Source organism: Streptomyces eurocidicus (assembly GCF_002891295.1).
Lineage (GTDB): Bacteria > Actinomycetota > Actinomycetes > Streptomycetales > Streptomycetaceae > Streptomyces > Streptomyces eurocidicus.
In genome coordinates, this window is sequence record NZ_LGUI01000009.1 from 118975 (window position 1) to 142490 (window position 23516).

A 23516-nucleotide genomic window follows, 5' to 3' on the forward strand; every position below is an offset into this window, starting at 1 on the left:
TTCGTACCAGACATGAGGCGCGGCCCCTTCGAGCGGAGAGGTTAACGAGGGTTTCCGTCAATGTACTGAGCGGTAGGCGCCCGGTCACCGGGCGGCGGGTGTGATCGCGCGCACGTTGCGTAACCGCTCGCGCGAGGGGTGCACTGGTTCCATGCTGACGCGCATCGACCACATCGGGATCGCCTGCTTCGACCTCGACCGGACTGTCGAGTTCTACCGTGCCACCTACGGCTTCGAGGTGTTCCATTCCGAGGTCAACGAGGAGCAGGGCGTGCGTGAGGCCATGCTCAAGATCAATGAGACCTCGGACGGCGGCGCCTCCTATCTCCAGCTGCTGGAGCCCATCCGGGAGGACTCGGCGGTCGGGAAGTGGCTCGCCAAGAACGGGGAGGGCGTTCACCACATCGCGTTCGGTACGCCGGATGTGGATGCCGATGCGGACGCTATCCGTAAGAAGGACGTACGCGTCCTCTATGACGAGCCCCGTAAGGGATCCATGGGGTCCCGCATCACCTTTCTGCACCCCAAGGACTGCCACGGCGTACTGACCGAACTGGTCACCTCGGCACCCCCCGCCGACCCGGAGCACTGACCCGCACCTCCCCCGGCCGGTAGAGTGCAGGTCCGGCCGGGGTCAGGGGTGGGGGCCCGGCCCAGGCTGTACCGATGATCTGACACCATTTCTTCGGAAGGGCGGGCTCCGGGTTCCACCGGTTACGCGGGACGGGGCCGGCCGCCAACGCGACCAGGGGACGGATGGGACCGCGCAGTGCGGGGCAACGACCGCTACGAGGCTGACGACCACCTCTCGCAATTCGAAGCCGAGATGGAGCGGCTGAAGAAGGAGCGGGAGAAGGCGGTCCAGCACGCCGACGACCTCGGATACCAGGTCGAGGTGTTGCGCGCCAAGCTCCATGAGGCGCGCCGCAACCTCGCCCACCGTCCGGCGTACGACACCGCCGACATCGGGTACCAGGCGGAGCAGTTGCTCCGTAATGCCCAGATTCAGGCCGAACAGCTGCGCACCGACGCCGAGCGCGAGCTGCGGGAGGCGCGCGCCCAGACGCAGCGCCTGCTGCAGGAGCAGGCGGAGCGTCAGGCGCGGATGGAGGCGGAGCTCCACGCGGAGGCCGTCGCACGCCGCCAGCGGCTGGACGAGGAGCTCAACGAGCGCCGCCAGACCGTCGAGTCGCACGTCAACGAGAACGTGGCCTGGGCCGAGCAGCTCAGGGCCCGTACGGAGTCGCAGGCCAGACGGCTGCTGGAGGAGTCCCGGGCGGAGGCCGAGCAGTCGCTCGGCGCGGCCCGCGCCGAGGCCCAGCGGCTGACGGAGCAGGCCCGCGGCCGGCTGGGCGCCGCCGCGGAGGAGGCCCGTGCCGAGGCCGAGGCGCTGCTGCGGCGTGCCCGCTCCGACGCGGAGCGGCTGCTGACGGCCGCCTCCGCGCAGGCGCAGGAGGCCACCGACCACGCCGCGCAGCTGCGCACCGTGACCAGCGCGGAGTCCGACCAGGCCCGGGCGGCCTCGGCGGAGCTGACGCGTACGGCCGAGGCGCGCGTCCAGGAGGCCGACACCGCCCTGCGCGAGGCGCGGGCGGCGGCCGAGAAGCTCCTCACGGAGGCCAAGGAGTCGGCGAGCCGCCGGCTGACCTCGGCCGAGTCGGAGAACGAGCAGCGGGCGCGCACGGCCAAGGCGGAGATCGCCCGGGTGGTCGGCGAGGCCACCAAGGAGGCCGAGGCCCTGCGGGCCGAGGCGGAGCAGCTGCGCGACGACGCGCGGGCGGAGGCGGAGCGGCTGCTGGCCGAGGCCGCCGACAAGGCGCGCAGCGCCGCCGCGGAGGACTCTGCGGCGCAGCTCGCCAAGGCCGCCCGGACCGCCGAGGAGGTGCTGACCAAGGCGTCGGAGGACGCCCAGGCCACCACCAAGGCCGCCGCCGCGGAGGCGGAGCGGATCCGCCGGGAGGCCGAGGCGGAGGCCGAGCGGCTGCGGGAGCAGGCCGCGGACACCGCCGAGCAGCTCAAGGGCGAGGCGAAGGACGACACCAAGGAGTACCGCGCGAGGACCGTCGAGCTCCAGGAGGAGGCGCGGCGGCTGCGCGGCGAGGCCGAGCAGCTGCGGGCCGACGCCGTCGCGGAGGGCGAGCGGCTGCGGAGCGAGGCCCGCCGGGAGGCGCTCCAGCAGATCGAGGAGGCGGCCAGCACCGCCGAGGAGCTGCTGGCGAAGGCCAAGGCCGACGCCGAGGAGACCCGGGCCGGCGCGGGCGCCGAGAGCGAGCGGGTGCGCGGGGAGGCGGCCGAGCGGGCCGCGACCCTGCGCAAGCAGGCCGAGGAGGCCCTGGAGCGGGCGCGCGCCGAGGCCGAGGAGATGGCCGAGGAGGCCGAGGACCACGCCGAGCGCACCCGTACGGAGGCCGCCGAGGCCGCCAAGGGGCTGCGTGAGGAGGCCGAGCGGGCCGCGGCGGCGCGGCGCGAGGAGGCCGAGGCCGAGCTGACCCGGCTGCACACCGAGGCCGAGCAGCGGGTGGAGGCCGCCGAGGAGGCGCTGCGCGACGCCCGCACGGAGGCCGAGCGGCTGCGCCGGGAGACCGGCGAGGAGACCGAGCGGCAGCGCACGGAGGCCGCGGAGCGGGTGCGCGCGCTGCGTGAGCAGGCCGAGACGGAGGCCGAGGAGCTGCGGGCCGAGGCCGCCGAGGAGGCGGCCGCCGCCCGTACCGAGGGCGAGTCGGTGGCCGCGCGGCTGCGGGCCGAGGCCAACACCGAGGCGGAGCGGCTGCGCTCGGAGGCGCAGGAGACCGCCGACCGGGTGCGGGCCGAGGCGAACGCCGCCGCGGAGCGTACGGCCGCCGAGGCGGCCGAGGCGCTGGCCGCCGCCCAGGAGGAGGCCGCCCGGCGCCGCCGGGAGGCCGAGGAGCTGCTGGGCGACGCCCGGACCGAGGCGCAGGCGGAGCGGGAGGCGGCGCGCGAGCAGAGCGAGGAGCTCCTCGCTTCGGCGCGCAAGCGGGTCGCGGAGGCGCAGGAGGAGGCCCGGCGCCTGGTCGAGGAGGCCGAGGCGCGCGCCGCCGAGCTGGTGTCCGCCGCCGAGCAGACGGCGCAGCAGGTGCGGGACTCCGTCGCCGGGCTGCACGAGCAGGCCGAGGAGGAGATCGCCGGGCTGCGCTCGGCCGCCGAGCACAACGCGGAGCGCACGGTCACCGACGCGCAGGTGGAGGCGGACCGGGTTCGTGCCGACGCCTACGCCGAGCGGGAGAAGGCCGGCGAGGACGCGGCCCGTACCCGGGCGGAGGCCCAGGCGGCGTCCGAGGCGGCCAAGTCGCTCGCGGAGCGCACGGTCGCGGAGGCGATCGCCGAGGGCCAGCGGCTGGAGGCGGAGGCCGCCCGCACGCTGGACGAGGCCCGGGAGGCCGCGGGCGCCCGTCGTACGGAGGCGGCCGAGCAGGCCGACGAGCTGCTGGCCGAGGCGATGTCCGAGGCCGAGCGGCTGATCACCGAGGCCGAGGCCGCGGTGGAGAAGGCGCAGCGCGACGCGGCCCGTACGGCCGACGAGGCGCGCGCGGCCGCGGACGCCCGCCGGGCGGAGGCCGCCGAGCAGGCGGACGCCCTGATGGCCGAGGCCACGACGGAGGCGGAGCGGCTGGTCGCCGAGGCCGCCAAGACCGTCGACGACGCCCGGGAGGCCGCCGACGCCCGCCGGGCGAAGGCCGCCGAACAGGCGGACGCCCTGATGGCCGAGGCCACGACGGAGGCGGAGCGGCTGGTCGCCGAGGCCGCCAAGACCGTCGACGACGCCCGGGAAGCGGCCGGGGCGCACCGCGCGGAGGCCGCCCAGGACGCCGACCGGGTGCGGGCCGAGGCCGCCCGTTCGCTGAAGGAGGCCCGCGACGAGGCGGGCACCCTCACGTCGGAGGCGACGGCCGAGGCCGAGCGCCTGGTGTCCGTGGCCGAGCGGACGGTGGACGAGGCGCGGGAGTCCGCGAACGCCCACCGCACCGAGGCGGCCGAGCACGCCGACGCGCTGATCGCCAAGGCGACGGCCGAGGCCGAGCGGATGGTGTCCGACGCCTCCGCGAAGGCCCAGCAGATGCGTACGGACGCGTCCGACGCGCTGGCCTCCGCCGAGCAGGACGCGGCGCGGGCGCGGGCCGAGGCCCGCGAGGACGCGAACAAGATGCGGACGGAGGGGCACGCCGAGGCGGAGCGGATCGTCAACGCCGCGACCGAGCTGACCTCTTCCGCGCAGGACGACGCGGACAAGATCGTCGATGCGGCGCGGGAGGCGGCGAACGCCCACCGCACCGAGGCGGCCGAGCAGGCGGACGCCCTGATCGCCGAGGCCACGGCCGAGGCCGAGCGGATGGCGGCCGAGGCCGGGGCGGCGCTGGAGAAGGCCCGGGAGGCCGCCGAGGCCCGCCGGGCGGAGGCCGCCGAGCAGGCCGAGCGGACCCGGGCCGAGGCGACGGCGCAGGCGGACCGGCTGCGGGCGGACGGGGCCGAGTCCCTGGAGCGCGCGCAGCGCGAGGCCGAGCGGATGGTGGACGAGGCCCGGGAGGCGGCGCACACCCGTCGCACGGAGGCCGCGGAGCAGGCGGACAAGCTCGTCGCGGAGGCCACGGCCGAGGCGGAGCGGATGGCCGCCGAGGCCGCGGCGGCGCTGAGCTCCGCGCAGGAGAACGCCAACAGCACGCGCGCGGACTCCGCGAAGCTCAAGGCCGACGCCGTCCTGGAGGCGGAGCGGCTGGTCGCCGAGGCGCGCGCCGAGGGCGACCGCACGGCGGACGAGGCGCGGGAGGCCGCCGCCCAGCGGCTGACCGAGGCCGCCGGGAAGGCGGACGCGCTCGTCGCGAAGGCCCAGGAGGAGGCCCTGCGGGCCGCCGCCGCGGCCGAGGAGCAGGCCGACACCATGGTGGGCGCCGCGCGCCGGGAGGCCGAGCGGATCGTCACGGAGGCCACCGGGGAGGGCAACACCCTGGTGGAGCAGGCCCGTACGGACGCCAACACCCTGCTCGCCGAGGCGCGCGGGGACGCGACCGCCATAAGGGAGCGCGCGGACGAGCTGCGTACCCGGGTGGACGGCGAGGTCGAGGAGCTGCACGGCCGGGCGCGCCGGGAGGCGGCCGAGGCCATGCAGTCGGCGGGCGAGCGCTGCGACAAGCTCGTGGCCGCGGCGACCGAACAGCTCGCGGAGGCCGAGGAGAAGGCGAAGACGCTGGTCTCCGACGCCAGCAACGAGGCGAGCAAGGTCCGGCTCGCCGCCGTGCGCAAGGCGGAGGGGCTGCTCAAGGAGGCGGAGCAGAAGAAGGCCGCCGTCGTGCGGGAGTCCCAGGCGCTGCTGAAGGAGGCCCAGGACAAGAAGGCGGCCGCGGTACGCGAGGCGGAGCGCCTGCGCACCGAGGGTGCGGAGGAAGCCAAGCGGCTCGTGGACGAGGGGAAGCGGGAGTTGGAGGTGCTGGTGCGCCGCCGCGAGGACATCAATGCCGAGATTTCCCGTGTCCAGGACGTGTTGGAAGCGTTGGAATCTTTTGAAGCCCCGGGGATGGGAAGCGCAAAAGAGGGCGGGGTGAAGGCGGCAGCGGGTGCGGGTGCAACTCGATCGGGTGGTAAGCAGTCCCAGAAGTAGCCACTCAAACGAGGGGACATTCTCCAGGTTTGCCGACCTTCCACTCGATGCCACGCCGCTCGCACCCCTAGGATTCCCTCTATCACCTCACCGGTCTCTTATGACAGGAACCCCATGAGTGACACTTCCTCCCCCTTCGGCTTCGAGCTCGTGCGGCGTGGATACGACCGCGGCCAGGTGGACGACCGCATTACCAAGCTCGTCGCCGACCGGGACAGCGCACTGGCCCGGATCACCTCTCTGGAAAAGCGCATCGAGGAGCTCCATCTCGAAACGCAGAATGCTCAGGCCCAGGTCAACGACGCGGAACCGTCCTACGCGGGGCTGGGGGCCCGGGTCGAGAAGATCCTGCGGCTGGCCGAGGAAGAGGCCAAGGACCTGCGCGAGGAGGCCCGGCGCGCGGCCGAGCAGCACCGCGAGCTGGCCGAGTCGGCCGCCCAGCAGGTGCGCAACGACGCCGAGTCGTTCGCCGCCGACCGCAAGGCGAAGGCGGAGGACGAGGGCGCCCGGATCGTCGAGAAGGCGAAGGGCGACGCCGCGACCCTGCGCGCCGAGGCGCAGAAGGACGCGCAGTCCAAGCGCGAGGAGGCGGACGCCCTCTTCGAGGAGACCCGCGCCAAGGCCGCCCAGGCCGCCGCGGACTTCGAGACCAACCTGGCCAAGCGCCGTGAGCAGTCCGAGCGCGACCTGGCGTCCCGTCAGGCGAAGGCCGAGAAGCGGCTGGCGGAGATCGAGCACCGCGCCGAGCAGCTGCGCCTGGAGGCGGAGAAGCTCCGGACGGACGCCGAGCGCCGGGCCCGCCAGACAGTGGAGACCGCGCAGCGCCAGGCCGAGGACATCGTGGCCGACGCCAACGCCAAGGCGGACCGTATCCGCAGCGAGTCCGAGCGCGAGCTGGCGGCGCTGACCAACCGCCGCGACTCCATCAACGCCCAGCTGACCAACGTCCGCGAGATGCTGGCCACGCTGACCGGCGCGGCCGTGGCCGCGGCCGGCGTCCCCGGTGACGACGAGCCGATCTCCCGCGGCGTCCCGGCCCAGCAGAGCCGCTGACCCCGCGCCCGCGAGGACGAGCGGAGAGCAGCACCCACCCCCGTGCACCGATGCCCCGAGTGCCGCCCGACGGCGGCGCCCGGGGCATCGGTGTGTCCCGGGGCGCACGCCGGGGGCGCCCCGGGACACCTGGCGTAGGGCGCCATCCGGATGCTCCGCCACCGGTGGCGGGCGGCCCGGAGGGCCCTTACCGTGGCTGAATGATCGAGCTCCAGGGTCTGACCAAGCGCTACGGCGACAAGCTCGCCGTGGACGGCCTCACCTGCACGGTGCGGCCCGGGATCGTCACCGGCTTCCTGGGTCCGAACGGCGCGGGCAAGTCCACGACCATGCGGATGATGCTCGATCTGGACAATCCGACGGCCGGCACGGTCCTGATCGACGGCAAGCACTACCGCCAGCTGCGGGATCCGCTGAGGGCCGTCGGCGCCCTGCTGGACGCCAAGGCGATGCACGGCGGCCGGAGCGCCTACAACCACCTGCTGTGTCTGGCGCAGAGCAATGGAATCCCCGGCTCCAGGGTGCGGGAGGTACTGGACACGGTCGGTCTGACCTCGGTGGCCAAGAAGCGCTCCAAGGGCTTCTCGCTCGGCATGGGGCAGCGTCTGGGCATCGCGGGCGCCCTGCTGGGCGACCCCCGCATCCTGATGTTCGACGAGCCCGTCAACGGCCTGGACCCCGAGGGCATCCACTGGATCCGCAATCTGATGAAGAACCTGGCCGCCCAGGGGCGCACGGTCTTCGTCTCCTCGCACCTGATGAGCGAGATGGCGCTGACCGCCGACCACCTGGTGGTGATCGGCCAGGGCCGGCTGCTCGCGGACACCTCGATGGCCGAGTTCATCGCGCAGAACTCCCGCTCGTACGTCCGGCTGCGCTCGCCGGACCACGAGCGGCTGCTGGACGCGCTGGCGGCCGCCGGGGTCGCCCCCGTGACCACGGCGGACGGCACGCTGGAGGTCGACGGCACGGACGCCGCGCGGCTGGGCGAGCTCGCGGCGCGGCACGGGATCGTGCTGCACGAGCTGAGCCCGCAGCAGGCGTCCCTGGAGGAGGCGTTCATGGGGCTCACCGCCGAGTCCGTGGAGTACCACGCGCACAGCTCGCCGGGCGAGGCCCCGGCCGCAGGGCAGGGGGGTCCGGGCGATCCCCCGCCGGGGGCGGGCTGGGGCGCCGGCCGGCGCGAGAAGGGATCCTGAAGCGATGGCGGTGGCGACCCAGGTACTCCAGTCGGAATGGACGAAGATCAAATCCGTGCGCTCCACGGTGTGGACGCTCGGCCTCGCGGTCGTGGTGACGGTCGCACTCGGCGCGCTGATCAGCGCTTTGTCCAAAAACGACTTCGACAAACTATCGACCGAGGACCGGATCAATTTCGATCCGACGTTCACGAGTTTCGCGGGTATGGGACTCGGTCAGCTCGCAATGATCGTTTTTGGTGTGCTGGTGGTTTCGAACGAATACAGCACGGGAATGATCAGGACCTCGCTCGCGGCCGTTCCCCAGCGCGGGACTTTTCTGTTCAGCAAGATCGCCGTCGCCACGCTGCTCGCGCTGGCCATCGGGATGATCACGAGTTTTGTGGCGTTCTTCGTCGGCCAGTCGATGCTCGGCGAGCACAAGGCGTCCCTCGGTGACCCCGGCGTGCTGCGGGCCGTCATCGGCGGCGGGCTCTATATGACCCTGATCACGGTCTTCTCGATGGGCGTCGCCACGATGCTGCGCAGCCCCATGCTGTCGCTGGGCATCCTGATGCCGTTCTTCTTCCTCGTCTCCAGCATCCTGGGGAACGTCAGCGCGACCAAGAAGGTCGGCCAGTACCTCCCCGACCAGGCCGGCCACAAGGTCATGCAGGTGGTGACGGTCGGCGACGACGCCCCGTACGGCCCCTGGGGCGGCTTCACGATCATGGTGCTGTGGGTGGTCGCGGCGCTGATCGGGGCGTACGCCCTGCTGAGGAAGCGCGACGCGTAGCCGCCCGGAGGGACCGGAGCGGGGGGACGGGCGGGAGGCGCCCGGGAAGGACCGGCACCGGTGACGGACCGCAGCCTGGCAGCCCTCGGACTCGGCGGCGCGCCCGCCGAGCTGCCCCTGACCTACCCCGGCCGCCCGGTCACCGAGCCCGCGCTGCTCACCGGCGACCGGCTGCTGCCGCTGCGCCCGGCCGAGGGGCGGCGGCTCGGCGACTGGCGGGTGGTGACCGACGGGCCCGGGCCGCCCGGAGGCGGGCCACGGCTCGACGACGCCCTGCGCGCGCTCGGCGGACCCCCGGCGGGCCGCCGCCACCCCGTGCTCGCCGTCGGCTCCAACGCCTCCCCCGCCCAGCTCCACCACAAGCTCACCGGCCGGGGCCTGCCCACGTCCGTGCCGATGGTGCCGGTGCGGGTGCGCGGCGTCGGGGTGGGCTGCTCGGGCCACATCGGGCGGCACGGCTATGTGGCGGCCGCCCCGTACGCCGACCCGGCCGCCGACCGCGTGCTGGTGGTCAGCTGGCTGGACGGCGAGCAGCTCGCGGCCGTCGACGCCACCGAGCTCAACTACCGGCGCGCCCTGCTGCCCGGGACCGGGTTTCCCATGTCCATGCCGTCCGGCGAGCGGCTCGGCGGCGCGTATGTCTACGTCAGCGTGCACGGCGTCCTCGTCGACCCGGCCACCGGGCTGCCGCTCCCGGGCGGCGGCGACCAGCACGCCCTGCTCCACGGGCTGCTCGCCGCCTCGGCGGAGCTGCGGGCCCTGCTCGGCCCGGACCCGGCGAGCTGGGTCGCCCGGGCCCGCGCCGACGAGGCGGTCCGGACGGAGGGCCGCCGGATCCTCCACAGCCAGGACCCGCCGCTGTCCGCGAGCGGCCTGCCCGCCCCCGAGGAGGCCGGTGCCGCCCCGCGCCGCTACGACGAGCTGCCGCCGGCCGGGCCGCCCGCCACGGCATCGTCCCGCCTACCTCGCGCTTAACTCACACAAAACGGGAACCGTCAGCACCGGGTTACCCTCCTAAGCCTTACGGGGGCTTGTGCCCCGACGAAAGCTCGCGAGGGGCGGAGAATGATCGAGGCAGTCGGTCTGACGAAGCGCTACGGCGCCAAGACGGCCGTACACAATCTGTCGTTCCAGGTACGGCCTGGGGCGGTGACCGGCTTCCTGGGCCCCAACGGGTCCGGCAAGTCCACGACGATGCGCATGATCCTTGGCCTGGACATGCCCACGTCGGGCCACGTCACCATCGGCGGCCACCCCTTCCGCAACCTGCCCAACGCCCCCCGCCAGGTCGGCGCCCTCCTCGACGCCAAGGCCGTGCACGGCGGGCGCAGCGCCCGGCTGCACCTGCTCTCGCTCGCCCAGCTCGCCGGCATCCCGGCCCGCCGGGTGGACGAGGTGCTCGGCGTCGTCGGCCTCCAGGACGTCGCCAAGCGGCGCTCCAAGGGCTTCTCGCTCGGCATGGGCCAGCGCCTCGGCATCGCCGCCGCCCTGCTGGGCGACCCCCAGGTGCTGCTCTTCGACGAGCCCGTCAACGGCCTCGACCCCGAGGGCATCCTCTGGGTCCGCAACCTGATGAAGCAGCTCGCCGCCGAGGGCCGTACGGTCTTCGTCTCCTCGCACCTGATGAGCGAGATGGCGCTGACCGCCGACCACCTCATCGTCATCGGGCGCGGCCAGCTGCTCGCCGACATGAGCGTGCAGGACTTCATCTCCACGAACTCGGCCGACTTCGCGCGCGTCCGGACGCCGGACACCGCGCCGGAGGGCCGCGAGAAGCTCACGGCCGCGCTCGTCGAGGCGGGCGGCCAGGTGCTGGCCGAGCCGGACGGCGCCCTGCGCGTCACCGGTGTGCCGCTGCCCCGGATCAGCGACCTCGCGCACGACGCCGACGTCCGCCTCTGGGAGCTCTCCCCGCACCAGGCGTCCCTGGAGGAGGCGTACATGCGGATGACGCAGGGCGCGGTCGACTACCGCTCGACGGTCGACCAGCGGGCCGGTCTCCAGCCCGCCGACCCGTACGGCTACGGGCCCGGCGCCCCCGCGCCGCAGGGCTGGGCGCCCCCGGCCGGTAACCCCTACCCGGCACTCGCGGGCGAGCGGCCCAACCCGTACGCCCAGCCGATGCCGCCGCAGGCCGTGCCCCAGGCCGCGCCCGGATACCCGAGCGCTCCGGCGTCCCAGGGCATGCCGCCGGCGCCGGCCGTCCCCCCGGTGGCCCCGGCACCCCCTTCGACGCCTCCCCCCGGTGCCGCTCCCGCCGGCCCCGCCGACCTGACCAAGCGTGACAGCGAGGACGCCCGATGACCGCCCCCCAGCCCCCGCAGCAGCCGGCCTACGCGCAGGCCCCGCAGCCCGGTCAGCCGGGCACGCCCCCGCAGCAGTGGACCGGCGCGGCGGCGCCCTTCGTCTACGTCTCGCCGATCCCGGTGCGCAGGGCGAACCTCGCCGACGCCCTCAAGTCCGAGTGGACCAAGATCAGGTCCGTCCGTTCCACGCTGTGGACGCTCGGCGTGACGATCGTGCTGATCCTCGGCATCGGCCTGCTCGCGGCCGGCGTGGTGAGCAGCGCTGAGAACGACCTCGGCGCGGAGTCCTCGCCGCTCACCCTCGGCTTCTTCGGAGTGCTCCTCAGCATCATCTGCGTGATCACGCTCGGGGTGCTGACGATCTCCTCGGAGTTCGGCACCGGGCTCATCCGGACGACCCTGACCGCGTGCCCCGACCGGGCCCGGGTGCTGACGGCCAAGGTCGTGGTGTTCTTCCTGCTCTCCTTCGTGATCACCCTGATCTCCACCACGCTGGTGGCCATGTCCGACTCCGCGCTGCTCGCCGACCGGTGGTCCGGCGAGATCACCGGCGCCGAGTACTTCAAGGCGACGGTCGGCGTGAGCCTGTTCGTCGCCTTCCTGGGCCTGATCGCGCTGGCCGTGGGCGCCCTGCTGCGCCACTCGGCGGGGGCGATCACCACCATGCTGGGCGTCGTCCTGCTGCCGCTGGTCGCCGCGATGTTCATGTTCACGGACAGCCTGGAGGGCGTCCGCAAGGCCCTCTTCGAGTACTCGGTGCCCAACCTGCTCGCGACGTTCTACGAGACCGGCGCCACCCAGGCGTCCTCCGGCCCCACCGGCTGGGAGCCGCTGTGGATCGTCGTCGCGGCGGCGGGCGTCACCCTGGGCGGCGCGTACGCCTCGCTGCTCAACCGCGACGCGTAGGCGCGGCCGGGGTCAGTACCTCGGCGCGTTACGGGACCGCTGGAGCCGCGCGCTCCGGCGGTCCTTCGCGTTCCAGCACGCCTTGTGCCAGTGGCGGCGATCCTCGACCCCGCCGCCGTACTGCGGCCAGGCCACCAGGTGCGGGACGCCCGGCGGGATCTCCTGGTCGCACCCGGGGCAGCGGTAGTGCTTCGCCGCCGCGCCGCCGCTCACCGTGCGCACCGCCCACTCCTCCCCCTGCCAGTTCTCCGCCCGCTCCAGTCCGTAGCGGTCGCCGCCGCCACCCTCGTGCGGGGCGTCGGCTGCTCTTTCTGGACCGCCTCGCGGGCGGTTTCGGCGCGGGGACACGGGGCACCTCGGAGGTCTGGGGAGCTACGGGCCGTGACCAGGTTACGCGTCACGGTCACCGCGCCGGGCGGGCCTCCGCACGCCACCACCCGGGCCGCTCTCCGATCATCATGAAAACTTAACGCCGGGCCGTGCCCATGGCACGTGTCAGCCGTTATTTCGGGTGGGGGGATGCCGCGTCGGTCGCTAGGAGGAGTAAGAGCGATGCGCGTTGGAGCATTCGTCCTGGCAGCGCAGTTCCCCGGACAGGGGCACGGGGAGGCGCTGCACCGCGCCGTACGGACCACGGTGGTCGCCGAGGAGGCCGGGCTGGACGCGGTCTGGCTCGCCGAGCACCACTTCGTGCCGTACGGCGTCTGCCCGTCCGCCGTGACGCTGGCCGCCCTGCTGCTGGGCCGCACCCGCCGGATCCACGTGGGCACCGCGGTCAGCGTGCTGCCGACCGTGCACCCGGTCGCGCTGGGTGAGCAGACGGCGCTGCTGCACCTGGTATCCGAAGGAAGGTTCACCCTCGGGGTGGGCCGCGGCGGCCCCTGGGTGGACCTGGAGGTCTTCGGCGTCGGTCTGGGGGCCTATGAGGAGGCGTTCCCCGAGTCGCTCGATCTGCTGATGCGCTGGCTGCGCGAACCCCGGGTGAGCGCCGCCGGACCGCGGTTCCGGTTCCGCACGGTCCCGGTCGTACCGCGCCCGGACGAGCTGGAGGATCGTTCCGGCCCGCCCGTGATCGTGGCCTGCACCTCGCCCGCGAGCGTACGGCTCGCGGCCGGGCACGGGCTGCCGATGCTGCTCGGCATGCACAGCGGGGACGAGGAGAAGGCCGAGATGGTCGCCCTGTGGCGCAAGTGCGCGCTGGAGGCGGGGCGTTCACCGGAGGAGGTCGCGACCGCCGGCCATGTGTCGGCCGGGGTGGTCCAGATCGGGGACCGCCGGCAGGAGGCCGCGGAGACGCTGACCAAGGCCATGCCGGGCTGGCTGCACCAGGGGCTGTCCGCCCATGTGACCGTCGACAACCGGCTGCGGCGGATGCGCGATCCGCTGGAGTACACCCAACTGCTCTGCGAGCTCCACCCGGTGGGCCCGCCGAGGCTCTGCGCCGACCGGCTCGCGGCCACCGCCGAGCGGACGGGCATCACCCGCTTCGCCCTGCTGGCCGAGGGCTCCGGCGATCTCGCCGCCACCGAGGACAACCTCCGGCGGCTGGGTGGCGAGGTCCTTCCGCTGTTCGTCTGAGACCGGGCGCGCCGCACGCCCCGCCCGGCCGTGGCCGTCCGCGTCCGTTCCCGCGTCCCGCCCGGCCGTGCCCGGAGCTGCCGCCCGCACCGATCACGTCGTACGCGTGCGGAACGGCAGCACACCGGCTCAGCAGTCCCTGAGTTCCGGGGACTGGTTGAGCAGCTGACCCCGGATCGAGGTGAAGCGGGCCAGACGGTCGTCGGCGGACGCGTCGAGCGGGAAGACCGCCACGCGGTGGCAGTTCTGGAACGCCAGGCGCACACCGAAGTGCCGCTCCAGCGACCCGCGGATCGCGTCGCTCGCCAGGGCGCGCAGCAGCTGCCCACGGGCTCGCTCATCCGGCGGAGGCGTCTGGTTGTCGGCGAACTCGCCACCGTCGATCCTGAGCCGGGCCACCAAGGAGCTGATCATTTCCCATGCGTACGGCAGGGAGGTCCGGACGCAGTCGACGAATTCCGCTTCGTCGACCTCGCCTCGCTCGGCCTGTTCAAGGAGGGCCGGTGAGACGTCGAGCGACATGAGTTCTCCTCTCGCGACCCCGCACGCGGGGTCTCAGGGATGGGCGAGCGGACGACGACGCCCCGTGCCCGTACGACGACCGCCCGCATCAACGGTAATTCGGCCACTGCGGGGGCACCAGGAGAACGCACCAACAACCGGCCATGACGGGGCGCACGAAAAGAGGCGAATCGCGTCGAGGGGCAGGTGTCGAGTAGCGTGACTCACCATGCGTCTCGTCATTGCCCGTTGCTCCGTGGACTACGCGGGCCGGCTCACCGCCCACCTCCCCTCCGCCCCGCGACTGATCCTTGTCAAGGCGGACGGCAGCGTCTCGATCCACGCGGACGACCGGGCCTACAAACCCCTCAACTGGATGTCCCCGCCGTGCACCCTCAAAGAGGGTGACGGCTCGGTCTGGACCGTGGTCAACAAGGCGGGCGAGAAGCTGATCATCACCATGGAGGAGGTGCTGCACGACTCCTCGCACGAGCTCGGGGTCGACCCGGGCCTCATCAAGGACGGCGTGGAAGCACACCTCCAGGAGCTCCTCGCGGACCGCATCGAGATCCTCGGCGAGGGCTACACCCTGATCCGCCGCGAGTACCCGACGGCCATCGGCCCGGTCGACATCCTCTGCCGGGACGCCGACGGCGCGACCGTGGCCGTGGAGCTCAAGCGCCGGGGCGACATCGACGGCGTCGAGCAGCTCACCCGCTACCTGGAGCTCCTCAACCGCGATCCGCACCTGGCGCCGGTGCGCGGCGTCTTCGCGGCGCAGGAGATCAAGCCGCAGGCCCGGGTGCTGGCCACGGATCGGGGGATCGGGTGCGTGGTGCTGGACTACGACGCGATGCGGGGCATCGAGGACGACAAGCTGCGGCTGTTCTGACCGGGGGGATTTTCTCCCCGGACCCGCCCCTTCCCGAATGTCCTCAAACGCCGGACGGGCTGATTTTCAGCCCGTCCGGCGTTTGAGGACCGGGGTCCGGGGCGGAGCCCCCCGCGGCGGAGCCGCACATCGGATACTGCGGGAAGGGGCGGGTAGGGGAAAAAGCCCGCCGCAGGCGCCCCCACCCCCCACACCACTACGCCGAGGGCCCATAGGGGCCCGTGTCCCACGACACGGGCCCCTACGGGCCCTCACGCACACTCCTGGCCACAAGGCCCGTCAGACCACCGGCGCCCCGGAGCCCCCCTCACCACCACCCGCCGGCCTGCTCCCCGCCGCCGACTGACCGGCCGACGAGGACCCGCCGCCCGACGGCTGCGACGGGCTGCTGGGCTCCGGCTCCGCGGAGTGGGACGGCGACTGCCCGCCGCCGCCGCTCCTGCTCGGCGAGGGATCGGCCGGCTTCGAGGACCCGCCGCCCGGCGAGTGCGAGGGGCTGCGGGAAGGCGCGCCCGAGGAGGAGCCCGACGGCGACGGCTCGCCGCCGGCGCTCGGGGAACCGCTCGGCGAGGCGCTGCCGGAGGCGCCCGGCGACGGGCTGCCCGAGGCGCCCGGGCCGGCCGACTGACCGGGCTTCCCGGGCTTGCCCGGCACCTGGGCGTGGCCGGGGCCGCCCGGGGCGGGCTGGTCGGCGTTCATGGGGTTGTCGCCGTCCTGCTGGGACGCGGAGCGGTCGGGCTTCACACCGCTGTCCGAGGAGTCGCCGTCCTGGCCGCCGGAGGTGATCCCCAGCGTCACGACGGTGCCGAGCACGGCGGCGAGCAGGGTGCCCGCACCGGCCGCGGCGAGGTTGCGGCGGGCGCCGGCCACCATCAGCTTCCGCGCCCACGGCTGCCGCGGGAGCCCACCGGGGGCACCGGCCGGGGCACCCGCACCGCCCGGGGCGAAGCTCCCGCCCCGGCCCGCGAGGGGCGCCGCGCCGCCCACCACCCGGGTGACGGCCGTGGTCGGACCGGTGTCCCGGCCCGGCGGCACCGGCGCCGGGGGCGGGACGGCCGACTCCTCGCTGCGCGCGGCCGGCACCTCCTCGCCCGCGGGCGTACGGCCGGGGCCGGCTCACGCGGCGGTACGGGCGGGCCCGCGGGCGCCTTGGAGAGGACCGGCGGCACCGGGCCCGGCCGGCCCGGCTCGTTCCGGGGCACGGCCATGGGCACCGCGGCGGCGCCCATGGAGAGGCCGGAGCGGTCCGCGACCAGCGCGAGCGCCCGGCGGCCCGCTATGGCGCCGCGCTTGTCCGCGAGGACGCCGCGCATCCCGACGGACGCCTCCAGCTCGGCGCGGGCCCGGTCGAGGTTGCCGGTGCACAGGGCCATGACGCCCAACTCATGGTGGAAATACGCTTCTTCACCGACCTCGCCCGAGCGCCGGGCCGCTTCCTGGCCGTGCCGGAGGGCACGCTCCCAGGCGCTCCAGTGCAGCGCCGCCGCGAAGGCGGGCGCGGCCGTACGGGCCAGCAGCACGGCGGCGGCCGGGTGCCCGGCCGTCCCGTCGGCGGCCAGCACGGCCATCGTGGCGAGGATCGCGTCGGCCTCGGCGGCGGCCCGCTCGGGGGCCACCGAAGGGTGACCGGCCCACCAGGCGTAGTGCTGGGCGGCGGAGTGCGCGCGGTCGGCGGACTCCGCGCCGTAGCCCTCGGCCCGCAGGGCCTCGGCGACGCCCGCGGCCAGCCGGTAGTGCGACCCGGTGGCGGTGATCAGCCCGGAGGCGAGCAGCTCGCCGACGGCGGCGTCCGCGTGGGTGTCGCCGACGAGGGCGGGCAGGTGGGCCTGGTGCGGGACCTCGCCGCCGAGCGCGACGGCGAACTCCAGGGTGGTGCGGGCGGCATCGCCGAGCCGGGAGGCGAGCAGCGGCACGGGCGCCGTGATGTCGGCGAGGGCGGGCAGCGGCACGCCCTCGCGGTCGGAGCCCGGAGCGGCCTCGGCCTCGGCCGCGACGTAGGGGCGCTCGGCGAAGACGCCGAACTCGTCGACGGCGGGGGCGGCGGCCATCTCGTCCCGCTGCCGCAGCAGGGCGCCGGCCTGGACGAAGCGCAGCGGAAGCCCCTCGGAGGCGAACCACAGATCCGCCGCCCGGTCGGCCTCCTCGTCCGTGAGGGGCCGGTCCACGGCGTGCTCCAGCAGCTCCAGGCAGCCGGTGCGGTCGAGCCCGCCGAGGAACACCTCTTCGAGGTGGGAGTCGGCGGACGGCGCGGCGACCTCGGGCGTGGCCGCGAGGAGGAAGGCGCACTCGGGGGTGGCGTCGAGCAGCTCGTCGAGGGCGGCGCCGCCGAACTCCAGGTCGTCGAGGACGACGACCGCGCCGATCTCGTGGACGGCGGCCAGCAACTCGGCGCGGTCCGGGCGGTAGCGCGGCGCGTCGTGGACGGTGGCGTACAGCTCGTACAGGAGGTCGGAGGTGGTGCGGTGGTGGCCGCTGAGGCGGACGACGCCGTCGGGCGCGAGGTCGGCGCAGTCCTGTGCGACGGCGTCCAGGAGCTTGGTGCGGCCGGAGCCGGAGGGGCCGGTGAGGCGTACGGAGCGGCCGCGGGAGAGCAGCCGGGACAGCCGCTCCCGCTCCTCCTGGCGGTCCAGCAGGGGCAGCTCGGGCCCACCTGGCGGGCGGGGCGGGCGGGCGGCGGCCCGGTCGAGCTCGGCGCGGTCGGCGGGCCGCGCCGGCCGGGGCGGTCGGGACGGCGGCCGGGCAGGCAGGGCTCGATCTCGCTGCCGTCGACGGGGTTGACGGTGAGGACGTACTCGGCCGCGACGAGCTGGACGACGCGCACCGGTCCGGTGCCCGCGGCCGGGGTGTCATGGTCCGCCGCCGGGCGCTCGGAGCCGCCGCCGGCGGACTCCGGGCCGCGGTCGTCGAACTCGTCGGATCGGTTCGTCGGGTCCATGGTCAAAGCCCCCCAGATGCGTGGCGTGCCGTCGTGCCCTCCCGGCCTGTCCGCACTCCCTCAACCCTCGGCCGGGGTGTACCCGGCCGGCGCTTCGCGTCCGGTGCCCGCCGTGGGCGTGCTGTTGCGGCCTTATGCGGCGGGAAAACCGAACCTCAGACCTTCGCACAGTATCCATGAATGCGAGGGGGCTCTGCCGCCCGGGGGACGTCACGGTCTCGTCAGGATGGGTCGATGGGTGGCACCGGCACCCCACCGGCCCCTCACGGCACACCGTACCGGCAATCGGCGCGGGAAAAGGCCCGCGCCCGGCGGCGGGGAACCGGCGAGCGCGGCCCAGGTTCGGATCGAGTCCGGATCGGGTCCGGATCGAGCCTGGATCAGGTCCGGATCGGGCCCGGACAAGAGCCGAATCCCGCCTGAATCAGGCCGGTTCATGACGGTTCAGATCCGGATCGGGCCCGAATCGGAGCGCGGCGGCCCGGTGCGGATCCGGAACGGACGCCGATCGGCCCCGGGCCGGGCCCGGCCCTGCCTGACCCGCCGCCCCTCAGACGCGTGGCAGGCACTCGGCCGCGATGCCGCCCTCGATCGCGAGGATGCGGTGCAGCCGGGTGGCGACCAGCAGCCGCTGCATCCGGTCGGGCACGCCGCGCAGGACCAGCCGGCGGCCGGTGCGCCCCGCGCGGCGGTGCGCGCCCATGATGACGCCGAGCCCCGTGGCGTCCCAGGAGTCGAGCTCGGTGAGGTCGAGCACCAGGTCACCGCGGCCGGAGTCGAGCGCGGAGTGCAGCACCGTACGGGCGTCCGCCGCGCTGCGGACGTCGAGGCGCCCCCCGACGACCAGTTCGGCGTGGTCGCCCCTGATGTGCATATGCGCTCCCGGGAGTGGTGCCTGATATGGGTGAGGTTCTAAAGAACTGACTGCCTCTCACACGACAAAGTTGCCGCTGACCGGCGAACCAATGCCTAATTCACCCCAGAGGGTGAATCAGCTGGCGGCCTTGTCATCAGTGCTGGTAAAAGCCCTGTCCACTCTTGCGGCCGAGGTCCCCGGCGTCGACCATGCGGCGCATGATCTCCGGCGGCGCGAACTTCTCGTCCTGGCACTCCGTGTAAATGTTGCCGGTGGCGTGCAGCAGGATGTCGACACCCGTCAGGTCGGCGGTGGCCAGCGGGCCCATGGCGTGCCCGAAGCCCAGCTTGCAGGCGATGTCGATGTCCTCGGCGGTGGCCACCCCCGACTCGTACAGCTTGGCGGCCTCGACGACGAGCGCCGAGATCAGCCGGGTGGTGACGAAGCCCGCGACGTCGCGGTTGACGACGATGCAGGTCTTGCCGACGCCCTCGGCGAACTCCCGGGCCTTGGCCAGCGTTTCATCACTGGTCTTGTGCCCCCGGACCAGCTCGCAGAGCTGCATCATCGGGACCGGCGAGAAGAAGTGGGCGCCGACGACGCGCTCCGGGCGCCGGGTTGCCGCCGCGATCTTGGTGATCGGGATGGCGGAGGTGTTGGAGGCCAGCACCGTCTCGTCCTTCACCAGGCCGTCCAGGGTGCGGAAGATGTCCCGCTTGGTGTCGACGTCCTCGAAGACGGCCTCGACGACGATGTCCGCGTCGGCCGCGGCGTCGAGGTCGGTGGTCGTGGTGATCCGGCCGAGCGCCGCCTCGGCGGCGGCCGCCTCCAGCTTCCCCTTGGAGACGAACTTGTCGTACGAAGCCTTGATGCCGTCCGTGCCGCGCTTCAGCGCCGCGTCGGTGACGTCCCGCAGGACGACGTCCCACCCGGCCTGCGCGGAGACCTGGGCGATGCCCGAGCCCATCAGTCCGGCCCCGATCACGGCGAGCTTCTTGGCCACGGCTGTCCCCTTACTCCCTGTGCACATAGCTGTTCCGAACGCACTCTCTCGGCGGACATTAGCGTTCACGGAGGCGCCATTGGGCGGTAAGAGATGCGCGTCACGTCCCACATGACGGACATCACATCGAGACGGCCATCCGCCTGATCCCACGCCTCAGTTGAGCCCCTCCAGCCCCAGAGGTCACAAGGTCCGGGGCCGGGACACGGCCGGCCGGGCACCCCTCCCGCCGGGCCGGCGCGTGGCTACGCTCGTCCCATGGTCAATCTGACGCGCATCTACACCCGCACCGGCGACAGCGGCACGACCGCCCTCGGCGACATGAGCCGCACCGTGAAGACGGACACCCGCATCGCCGCCTACGCCGACGCCAACGAGGCCAACGCCGCCATCGGGGTGGCCATCGCGCTCGGGCAGCTGCCCGAGGAGGTCGTGAAGGTGCTCGTACGCATCCAGAACGACCTCTTCGACGTGGGCGCCGATCTGGCGACGCCGGTCGTGGAGAACCCCGAGTACCCGCCGCTGCGGGTCGAACAGCCGTACATCGACAAGCTGGAGGCGGACTGCGACCGCTTCCTGGAGGACCTGGAGAAGCTCCGGAGCTTCATCCTGCCCGGCGGCACCCCCGGCGCGGCCCTGCTCCACCAGGCGTGCACGGTGGTCAGGCGGGCGGAGCGCTCCACGTGGGCGGCCCTGGAACTGCACGCCGACATCATGAACCCGCTCACGGCCACGTATCTGAACCGGCTCTCGGACCTGCTGTTCATTCTCGCGCGAGTGGCCAACAAGGAGGTCGGGGACGTGCTGTGGGTACCGGGCGGGGAGCGGTGAGGGGCGGACCCCGTCACCCGTCCCGCCCAACGGCGCCCCGGCCCGGCCGGGGGCCCGGGGGTTGCCCCCGGAGGATGCAGCATTCTGGCGCGAGTGGCCAACAAGGAGGTCGGGGACGTGCTGTGGGTGCCGGGCGGGGAGCGGTGAGGGGCGGACCCCGTCACCCGTCCCGCCCCACGCACCGGGAAAGCGCCCGGAAGACGCCCGGCCCGGTGCCCCGCCCGACGGTGGGTCAGCGCTTCCCGTAGACCCGGGGGCGCTCGGCCTCGGCCTCGACCGTGGCGCCGGGCTTCGGCTGCTTGGGCCAGAGGGTGTAGCTCAGCGCGATGACGACATTGATCCCGATCACGTAGAGCATCCTGATCTGCCAGCCGCGCAGCGAACCGGTGTCGCCCGAGTCCCCCACGTACCAGGTCGCGGCCTGGAGCAGGCCGATGGCGACACCGGCCGCCAGGATCCACCGCGCGGCCGTCTTCCACTCGTGGACCGTGCGGGCCATGCCGTACTTCGGGGGCTTGACCGGCGGCGGGCCGCCCGCGAAGCGGTGGGCGAAGCGCTGGTCGACCCATGTGACGGTGGAGTGGCCGAGGCCCACCGAGAAGCCGATGTAGACGGCGGCCAGGCCGTGCTTCCAGTCGGCCTGCGCACCGTTCTTCAGGTCGATCGCCGTGGCGATCAGCAGGACCAGCTCCAGCACGGGTTCCAGCAGGAGCACCGCGGCCCCGGCGCGCGGCATCCGGGCCAGGTAGCGCAGGCTCAGCCCGCCCGCCAGCAGGACCCAGAAGCCCACCTCGCACACGATGATCAATGTGACGATCACGGATCTCTCCTTCCCTCACCTCCAGCCTCCCGGCGCGGACCCGGCTTTTCCTCGTCGCGCGCGACGATCCCGGACTGCATCGTTCGATGTAGCGCACGCCGGGCCGAAGCGCCCGGCAGAGGACGACCCCACCCGCTCCCACGTGCTGTGATGGACGCATGCCGGCCAGCGCCCTCCGTCTCCCCCGCCGCCCCGAGCGCGACGACGTGCTCATCGCGCTCGTCGGGCTGTTCGGCGGCCTGCTCCTGTGGTTCCTCGGCCTGCGCAACAACCCGGCGCTGTTCGGGCTGCCGAAGTGGCTGAGCCTGGTCGCGCTGGTCGTGATGTGCGGGGTGGAACTGCTGCGGCGCGGCGCCCCGCTGACGGGTCTCGTGATCGGCACGCTCGCGCTCGCCGTCGACATCTGCTCGGGCTCGCTCGTCGCGACCGTCGCCATGTACACGGACGTCGTCTACGCGGCGGTGCTGTACGGGCGGCCGTCCGTCGCCTGGCGGATCCCGCGGGTCTGCGAGGTCCTCACCCTGCTGGCCACACTGCTGGCGGTGGTGCTGATGCGGAAGCCGGAGGCGCTGCTGATCGGGTGCGGGGTCGGGGTGATCCTGGTGGCGCCCGCCTGGACCGGGGTGGGCATCCGCCGGCACCGGGACGCGGCGCGCGCGGCCCGGCTGGAGGCCGAGCGGACGGCGCTGCTGGCCGAGCTGGACCGCAGGCAGGCGGTGGGCGCGGAGCGCGCCCGGATGGCGCGGGAGCTGCACGACATGGTGGCGAACCACCTGTCGGCGATCGCGATCCACTCCTCGGCGGCGCTGTCGATAAACGAGCCGGGCACGTCCCGCGAGGCGCTCGTGGTCATCCGGGAGAACAGCGTGCAGGGGCTGGCCGAGATGCGCCGGCTCATCGGGCTGCTGCGCCAGGCCGGCGCGGAGAGCGAGCCCGCGGCCACACCCCGGCTGGACGGGGTGGACGCGCTGCTGGAGCACGCCCGTAAGGCCGTGGTGGACGACGGGTTCACGTTCGTGCTGCGGGACGAGCGGGACCCCGGCCCGCTGCCGGCGCCGGTGGAGCTGGCGGCGTACCGCATCGTGCAGGAGTCACTGACGAACGCGGTGAAGCACGCGGCGCCGGGCGAGGTGACGGTACGGCTGGCGGGGCGTGAAGAGGCGCTGCTGACCGAGGTGACCAGCCCGTTCGGGGCCGCGCCGGTGCCCCGGGCGCCGGGTTCGGGTGCGGGGCTGGTCGGGATGGGCGAGCGGGTGGCGCTGCTCGACGGGACGTTCGAGGCGGGCCCGGCGCAGGGTCCCGCGGGCAAGGTCTGGCGGGTACGGGCGCTGCTGCCGCTGGCCGGTGCGGCCGTGCGGGAAAAGGCCGAGAGGGCCGAGAGGGCCGAGAGGGCCGAGAGGGCCGAGAAGGGGATCCGATGACGGAGCGATGTGACGGGGCGCCGGAGGCGGCGGGTACGGGTGCGGCCCAGGGTGCCGGGGAGGCGGTCCGGGTCGTGGTCGCCGAGGACCAGGCCGCCGTGCGCTCCGGGCTGGTCCTCATCCTGCGTTCGGCGCCCGGCATCGAGGTCGTCGGGGAGGCGGCCGACGGCGAGGAGGCCGTCCGGCTGGCCCGGGAGCTGCGGCCGGACCTGGTGCTGATGGATGTGCAGATGCCGCGTCTGGACGGGGTGTCGGCCACCCGGCTGGTGACCGGCGAGGGGCTGGCGGACGTCCTGGTGCTCACCACCTTCGACCTGGACGAGTATGTCTTCGGGGCGCTGCGCGCGGGCGCGTCCGGCTTCCTGCTGAAGGACAGCGAGGCGGCCGAGCTGGTCGCGGCGGTGCGGACCGTGGCCCGGGGCGAGGGCCTGATCTCGCCGGCGGTGACCCGCCGGCTGATCGCGGAGTTCGCGCGCCCGGCGCCCGTACGCCCGCCGGGCGCGCCGGACCCCTCGGTGCTGGACGCGCTGACGCGCCGGGAGCGCGAGGTGCTGGCCTGTCTGGGCGAGGGGCTGTCGAACGCGGAGGTCGCGGGGCGGCTGCACATGGCGGAGGCGACGGTGAAGACGCACGTCAGCCGGTTGCTGGCCAAGCTGGAGCTGCGCAGCCGGGTGCAAGCGGCGGTGCTGGCACAGGAGTTGGGGATGGTCCAGACCTCTTGACCATTGGTACGGACCTTTCTACCCTCCCCTCACAGTCGTGGTGAGGATGACCGGATAGCGCACACTCACCCGACGGCGCACCGGCCAGCAGAACGGCCCCCCACCAG

At 73.9% G+C, this 23516-nt stretch carries 18 protein-coding genes and 2 pseudogenes; 14 read left to right on the top strand and 6 right to left on the bottom strand.

The features are described from left to right. Positions 1-151: 151 nt before the first annotated feature. The 8 genes from mce to AF335_RS24580 all read left to right on the top strand — a co-directional run bounded on the left by mce (position 152) and on the right by AF335_RS24580 (position 11850). Complete coding sequence (mce, locus tag AF335_RS24545) at positions 152-592, top strand: methylmalonyl-CoA epimerase (RefSeq protein ID WP_087926228.1); 441 nt, start codon at positions 152-154, stop codon at positions 590-592. 177 nt (positions 593-769) lie between these two features. Further along, complete coding sequence (gene scy / locus AF335_RS24550) at positions 770-5611, top strand: polarized growth protein Scy (RefSeq protein ID WP_102920603.1); 4842 nt, start codon at positions 770-772, stop codon at positions 5609-5611. Positions 5612-5725: 114 nt separating this feature from the next. Beyond that, positions 5726-6664, top strand: coding sequence for a coiled-coil domain-containing protein (locus tag AF335_RS24555; protein ID WP_087926230.1), 939 nt, complete (start codon positions 5726-5728; stop codon positions 6662-6664). Between the two features lie 200 nt (positions 6665-6864). Continuing rightward, entirely contained in the window at positions 6865-7863 is a 999-nt protein-coding gene (locus AF335_RS24560; protein ID WP_102920604.1) for an ABC transporter ATP-binding protein, read from the top strand. 4 nt (positions 7864-7867) lie between these two features. Next, positions 7868-8638, top strand: a complete 771-nt coding sequence (locus AF335_RS24565) for an ABC transporter permease (protein WP_102920605.1) — start codon at positions 7868-7870, stop codon at positions 8636-8638. A 60-nt stretch (positions 8639-8698) separates the two neighbouring features. Continuing rightward, positions 8699-9613, top strand: a complete 915-nt coding sequence (locus tag AF335_RS24570; protein ID WP_244927141.1) for a hypothetical protein — start codon at positions 8699-8701, stop codon at positions 9611-9613. 90 nt (positions 9614-9703) lie between these two features. Further along, a complete protein-coding gene (locus AF335_RS24575; RefSeq protein WP_102920606.1) occupies positions 9704-10942 on the top strand; it encodes an ABC transporter ATP-binding protein in 1239 nt (412 codons plus the stop codon). Next, positions 10939-11850 carry an ABC transporter permease gene (locus tag AF335_RS24580; protein ID WP_184742852.1) on the top strand — a complete coding sequence of 304 codons (912 nt, stop codon included), beginning with the start codon at positions 10939-10941 and terminating at the stop codon, positions 11848-11850. Before AF335_RS24575 ends, AF335_RS24580 begins: the two co-directional genes overlap by 4 nt. A gap of 12 nt (positions 11851-11862) precedes the next feature. Here AF335_RS24580 and AF335_RS24585 read toward each other — a convergent pair whose 3' ends face one another. Beyond that, positions 11863-12198 carry an ATP/GTP-binding protein gene (locus tag AF335_RS24585; RefSeq protein WP_102920607.1) on the bottom strand — a complete coding sequence of 112 codons (336 nt, stop codon included), beginning with the start codon at positions 12196-12198 and terminating at the stop codon, positions 11863-11865. A 204-nt stretch (positions 12199-12402) separates the two neighbouring features. Between AF335_RS24585 and AF335_RS24590 the strand changes: the two genes are divergently transcribed. Next, positions 12403-13428 (top strand): LLM class flavin-dependent oxidoreductase, encoded by a 1026-nt coding sequence (locus AF335_RS24590; protein WP_102920608.1) that lies wholly within the window; start codon positions 12403-12405, stop codon positions 13426-13428. A gap of 129 nt (positions 13429-13557) precedes the next feature. Here the strand turns inward: AF335_RS24590 and AF335_RS24595 are convergent, their stop codons facing one another. Further along, entirely contained in the window at positions 13558-13950 is a 393-nt protein-coding gene (locus AF335_RS24595; protein WP_102920609.1) for an SCO5389 family protein, read from the bottom strand. Between the two features lie 208 nt (positions 13951-14158). On the opposite strand from AF335_RS24595, the gene nucS reads away from it, so the two are divergent. Then, the gene (nucS, locus tag AF335_RS24600) at positions 14159-14821 is read left to right on the top strand and encodes an endonuclease NucS (protein ID WP_102920610.1); all 663 of its coding nucleotides are present in this window, start codon (positions 14159-14161) and stop codon (positions 14819-14821) included. 279 nt (positions 14822-15100) lie between these two features. On the opposite strand, the pseudogene AF335_RS36705 reads toward nucS, so the two are convergent. From AF335_RS36705 to AF335_RS24615, 3 genes and pseudogenes are all read right to left on the bottom strand, one after another. Beyond that, positions 15101-17756, bottom strand: a pseudogene (locus tag AF335_RS36705) (ATP-binding protein). A 550-nt stretch (positions 17757-18306) separates the two neighbouring features. Beyond that, positions 18307-18630: an STAS domain-containing protein gene (locus AF335_RS24610; RefSeq protein ID WP_087926237.1), complete on the bottom strand. Its 324-nt coding sequence runs from the start codon at positions 18628-18630 to the stop codon at positions 18307-18309. A 136-nt stretch (positions 18631-18766) separates the two neighbouring features. After that, positions 18767-19615 carry a 3-hydroxyacyl-CoA dehydrogenase family protein gene (locus tag AF335_RS24615; RefSeq protein WP_102920612.1) on the bottom strand — a complete coding sequence of 283 codons (849 nt, stop codon included), beginning with the start codon at positions 19613-19615 and terminating at the stop codon, positions 18767-18769. Between the two features lie 258 nt (positions 19616-19873). On the opposite strand from AF335_RS24615, the gene AF335_RS24620 reads away from it, so the two are divergent. Together AF335_RS24620 and AF335_RS24625 are read left to right on the top strand one after the other, a co-directional pair. Continuing rightward, positions 19874-20446, top strand: a complete 573-nt coding sequence (locus AF335_RS24620; RefSeq protein WP_102920613.1) for a cob(I)yrinic acid a,c-diamide adenosyltransferase — start codon at positions 19874-19876, stop codon at positions 20444-20446. Positions 20447-20527: 81 nt separating this feature from the next. Further along, positions 20528-20593: pseudogene (locus tag AF335_RS24625) on the top strand (cob(I)yrinic acid a,c-diamide adenosyltransferase); the annotation flags it as partial. A gap of 85 nt (positions 20594-20678) precedes the next feature. On the opposite strand, the gene AF335_RS24630 reads toward AF335_RS24625, so the two are convergent. Further along, positions 20679-21266 (bottom strand): hypothetical protein, encoded by a 588-nt coding sequence (locus tag AF335_RS24630; RefSeq protein ID WP_102920614.1) that lies wholly within the window; start codon positions 21264-21266, stop codon positions 20679-20681. A gap of 158 nt (positions 21267-21424) precedes the next feature. Between AF335_RS24630 and AF335_RS24635 the strand changes: the two genes are divergently transcribed. Both AF335_RS24635 and AF335_RS24640 read left to right on the top strand, forming a co-directional pair. Then, positions 21425-22687 carry a sensor histidine kinase gene (locus AF335_RS24635; RefSeq protein WP_102920615.1) on the top strand — a complete coding sequence of 421 codons (1263 nt, stop codon included), beginning with the start codon at positions 21425-21427 and terminating at the stop codon, positions 22685-22687. Beyond that, positions 22684-23409 (top strand): response regulator, encoded by a 726-nt coding sequence (locus AF335_RS24640; protein ID WP_102920616.1) that lies wholly within the window; start codon positions 22684-22686, stop codon positions 23407-23409. Before AF335_RS24635 ends, AF335_RS24640 begins: the two co-directional genes overlap by 4 nt. Positions 23410-23516: the final 107 nt, after the last annotated feature.

Coding starts and splice junctions, on each gene's coding strand:
- mce (WP_087926228.1), top strand. CDS start 152: ATGCTGACGCGCATCGACCACATCGGGATCGCCTGCTTCGACCTCGAC.
- AF335_RS24575 (WP_102920606.1), top strand. CDS start 9,704: ATGATCGAGGCAGTCGGTCTGACGAAGCGCTACGGCGCCAAGACGGCC.
- AF335_RS24565 (WP_102920605.1), top strand. CDS start 7,868: ATGGCGGTGGCGACCCAGGTACTCCAGTCGGAATGGACGAAGATCAAA.
- AF335_RS24610 (WP_087926237.1), bottom strand. CDS start 18,630: ATGCACATCAGGGGCGACCACGCCGAACTGGTCGTCGGGGGGCGCCTC.
- AF335_RS24595 (WP_102920609.1), bottom strand. CDS start 13,950: ATGTCGCTCGACGTCTCACCGGCCCTCCTTGAACAGGCCGAGCGAGGC.
- AF335_RS24560 (WP_102920604.1), top strand. CDS start 6,865: ATGATCGAGCTCCAGGGTCTGACCAAGCGCTACGGCGACAAGCTCGCC.
- AF335_RS24640 (WP_102920616.1), top strand. CDS start 22,684: ATGACGGAGCGATGTGACGGGGCGCCGGAGGCGGCGGGTACGGGTGCG.
- AF335_RS24580 (WP_184742852.1), top strand. CDS start 10,939: ATGACCGCCCCCCAGCCCCCGCAGCAGCCGGCCTACGCGCAGGCCCCG.
- AF335_RS24590 (WP_102920608.1), top strand. CDS start 12,403: ATGCGCGTTGGAGCATTCGTCCTGGCAGCGCAGTTCCCCGGACAGGGG.
- AF335_RS24635 (WP_102920615.1), top strand. CDS start 21,425: ATGCCGGCCAGCGCCCTCCGTCTCCCCCGCCGCCCCGAGCGCGACGAC.
- AF335_RS24620 (WP_102920613.1), top strand. CDS start 19,874: ATGGTCAATCTGACGCGCATCTACACCCGCACCGGCGACAGCGGCACG.
- AF335_RS24555 (WP_087926230.1), top strand. CDS start 5,726: ATGAGTGACACTTCCTCCCCCTTCGGCTTCGAGCTCGTGCGGCGTGGA.
- nucS (WP_102920610.1), top strand. CDS start 14,159: ATGCGTCTCGTCATTGCCCGTTGCTCCGTGGACTACGCGGGCCGGCTC.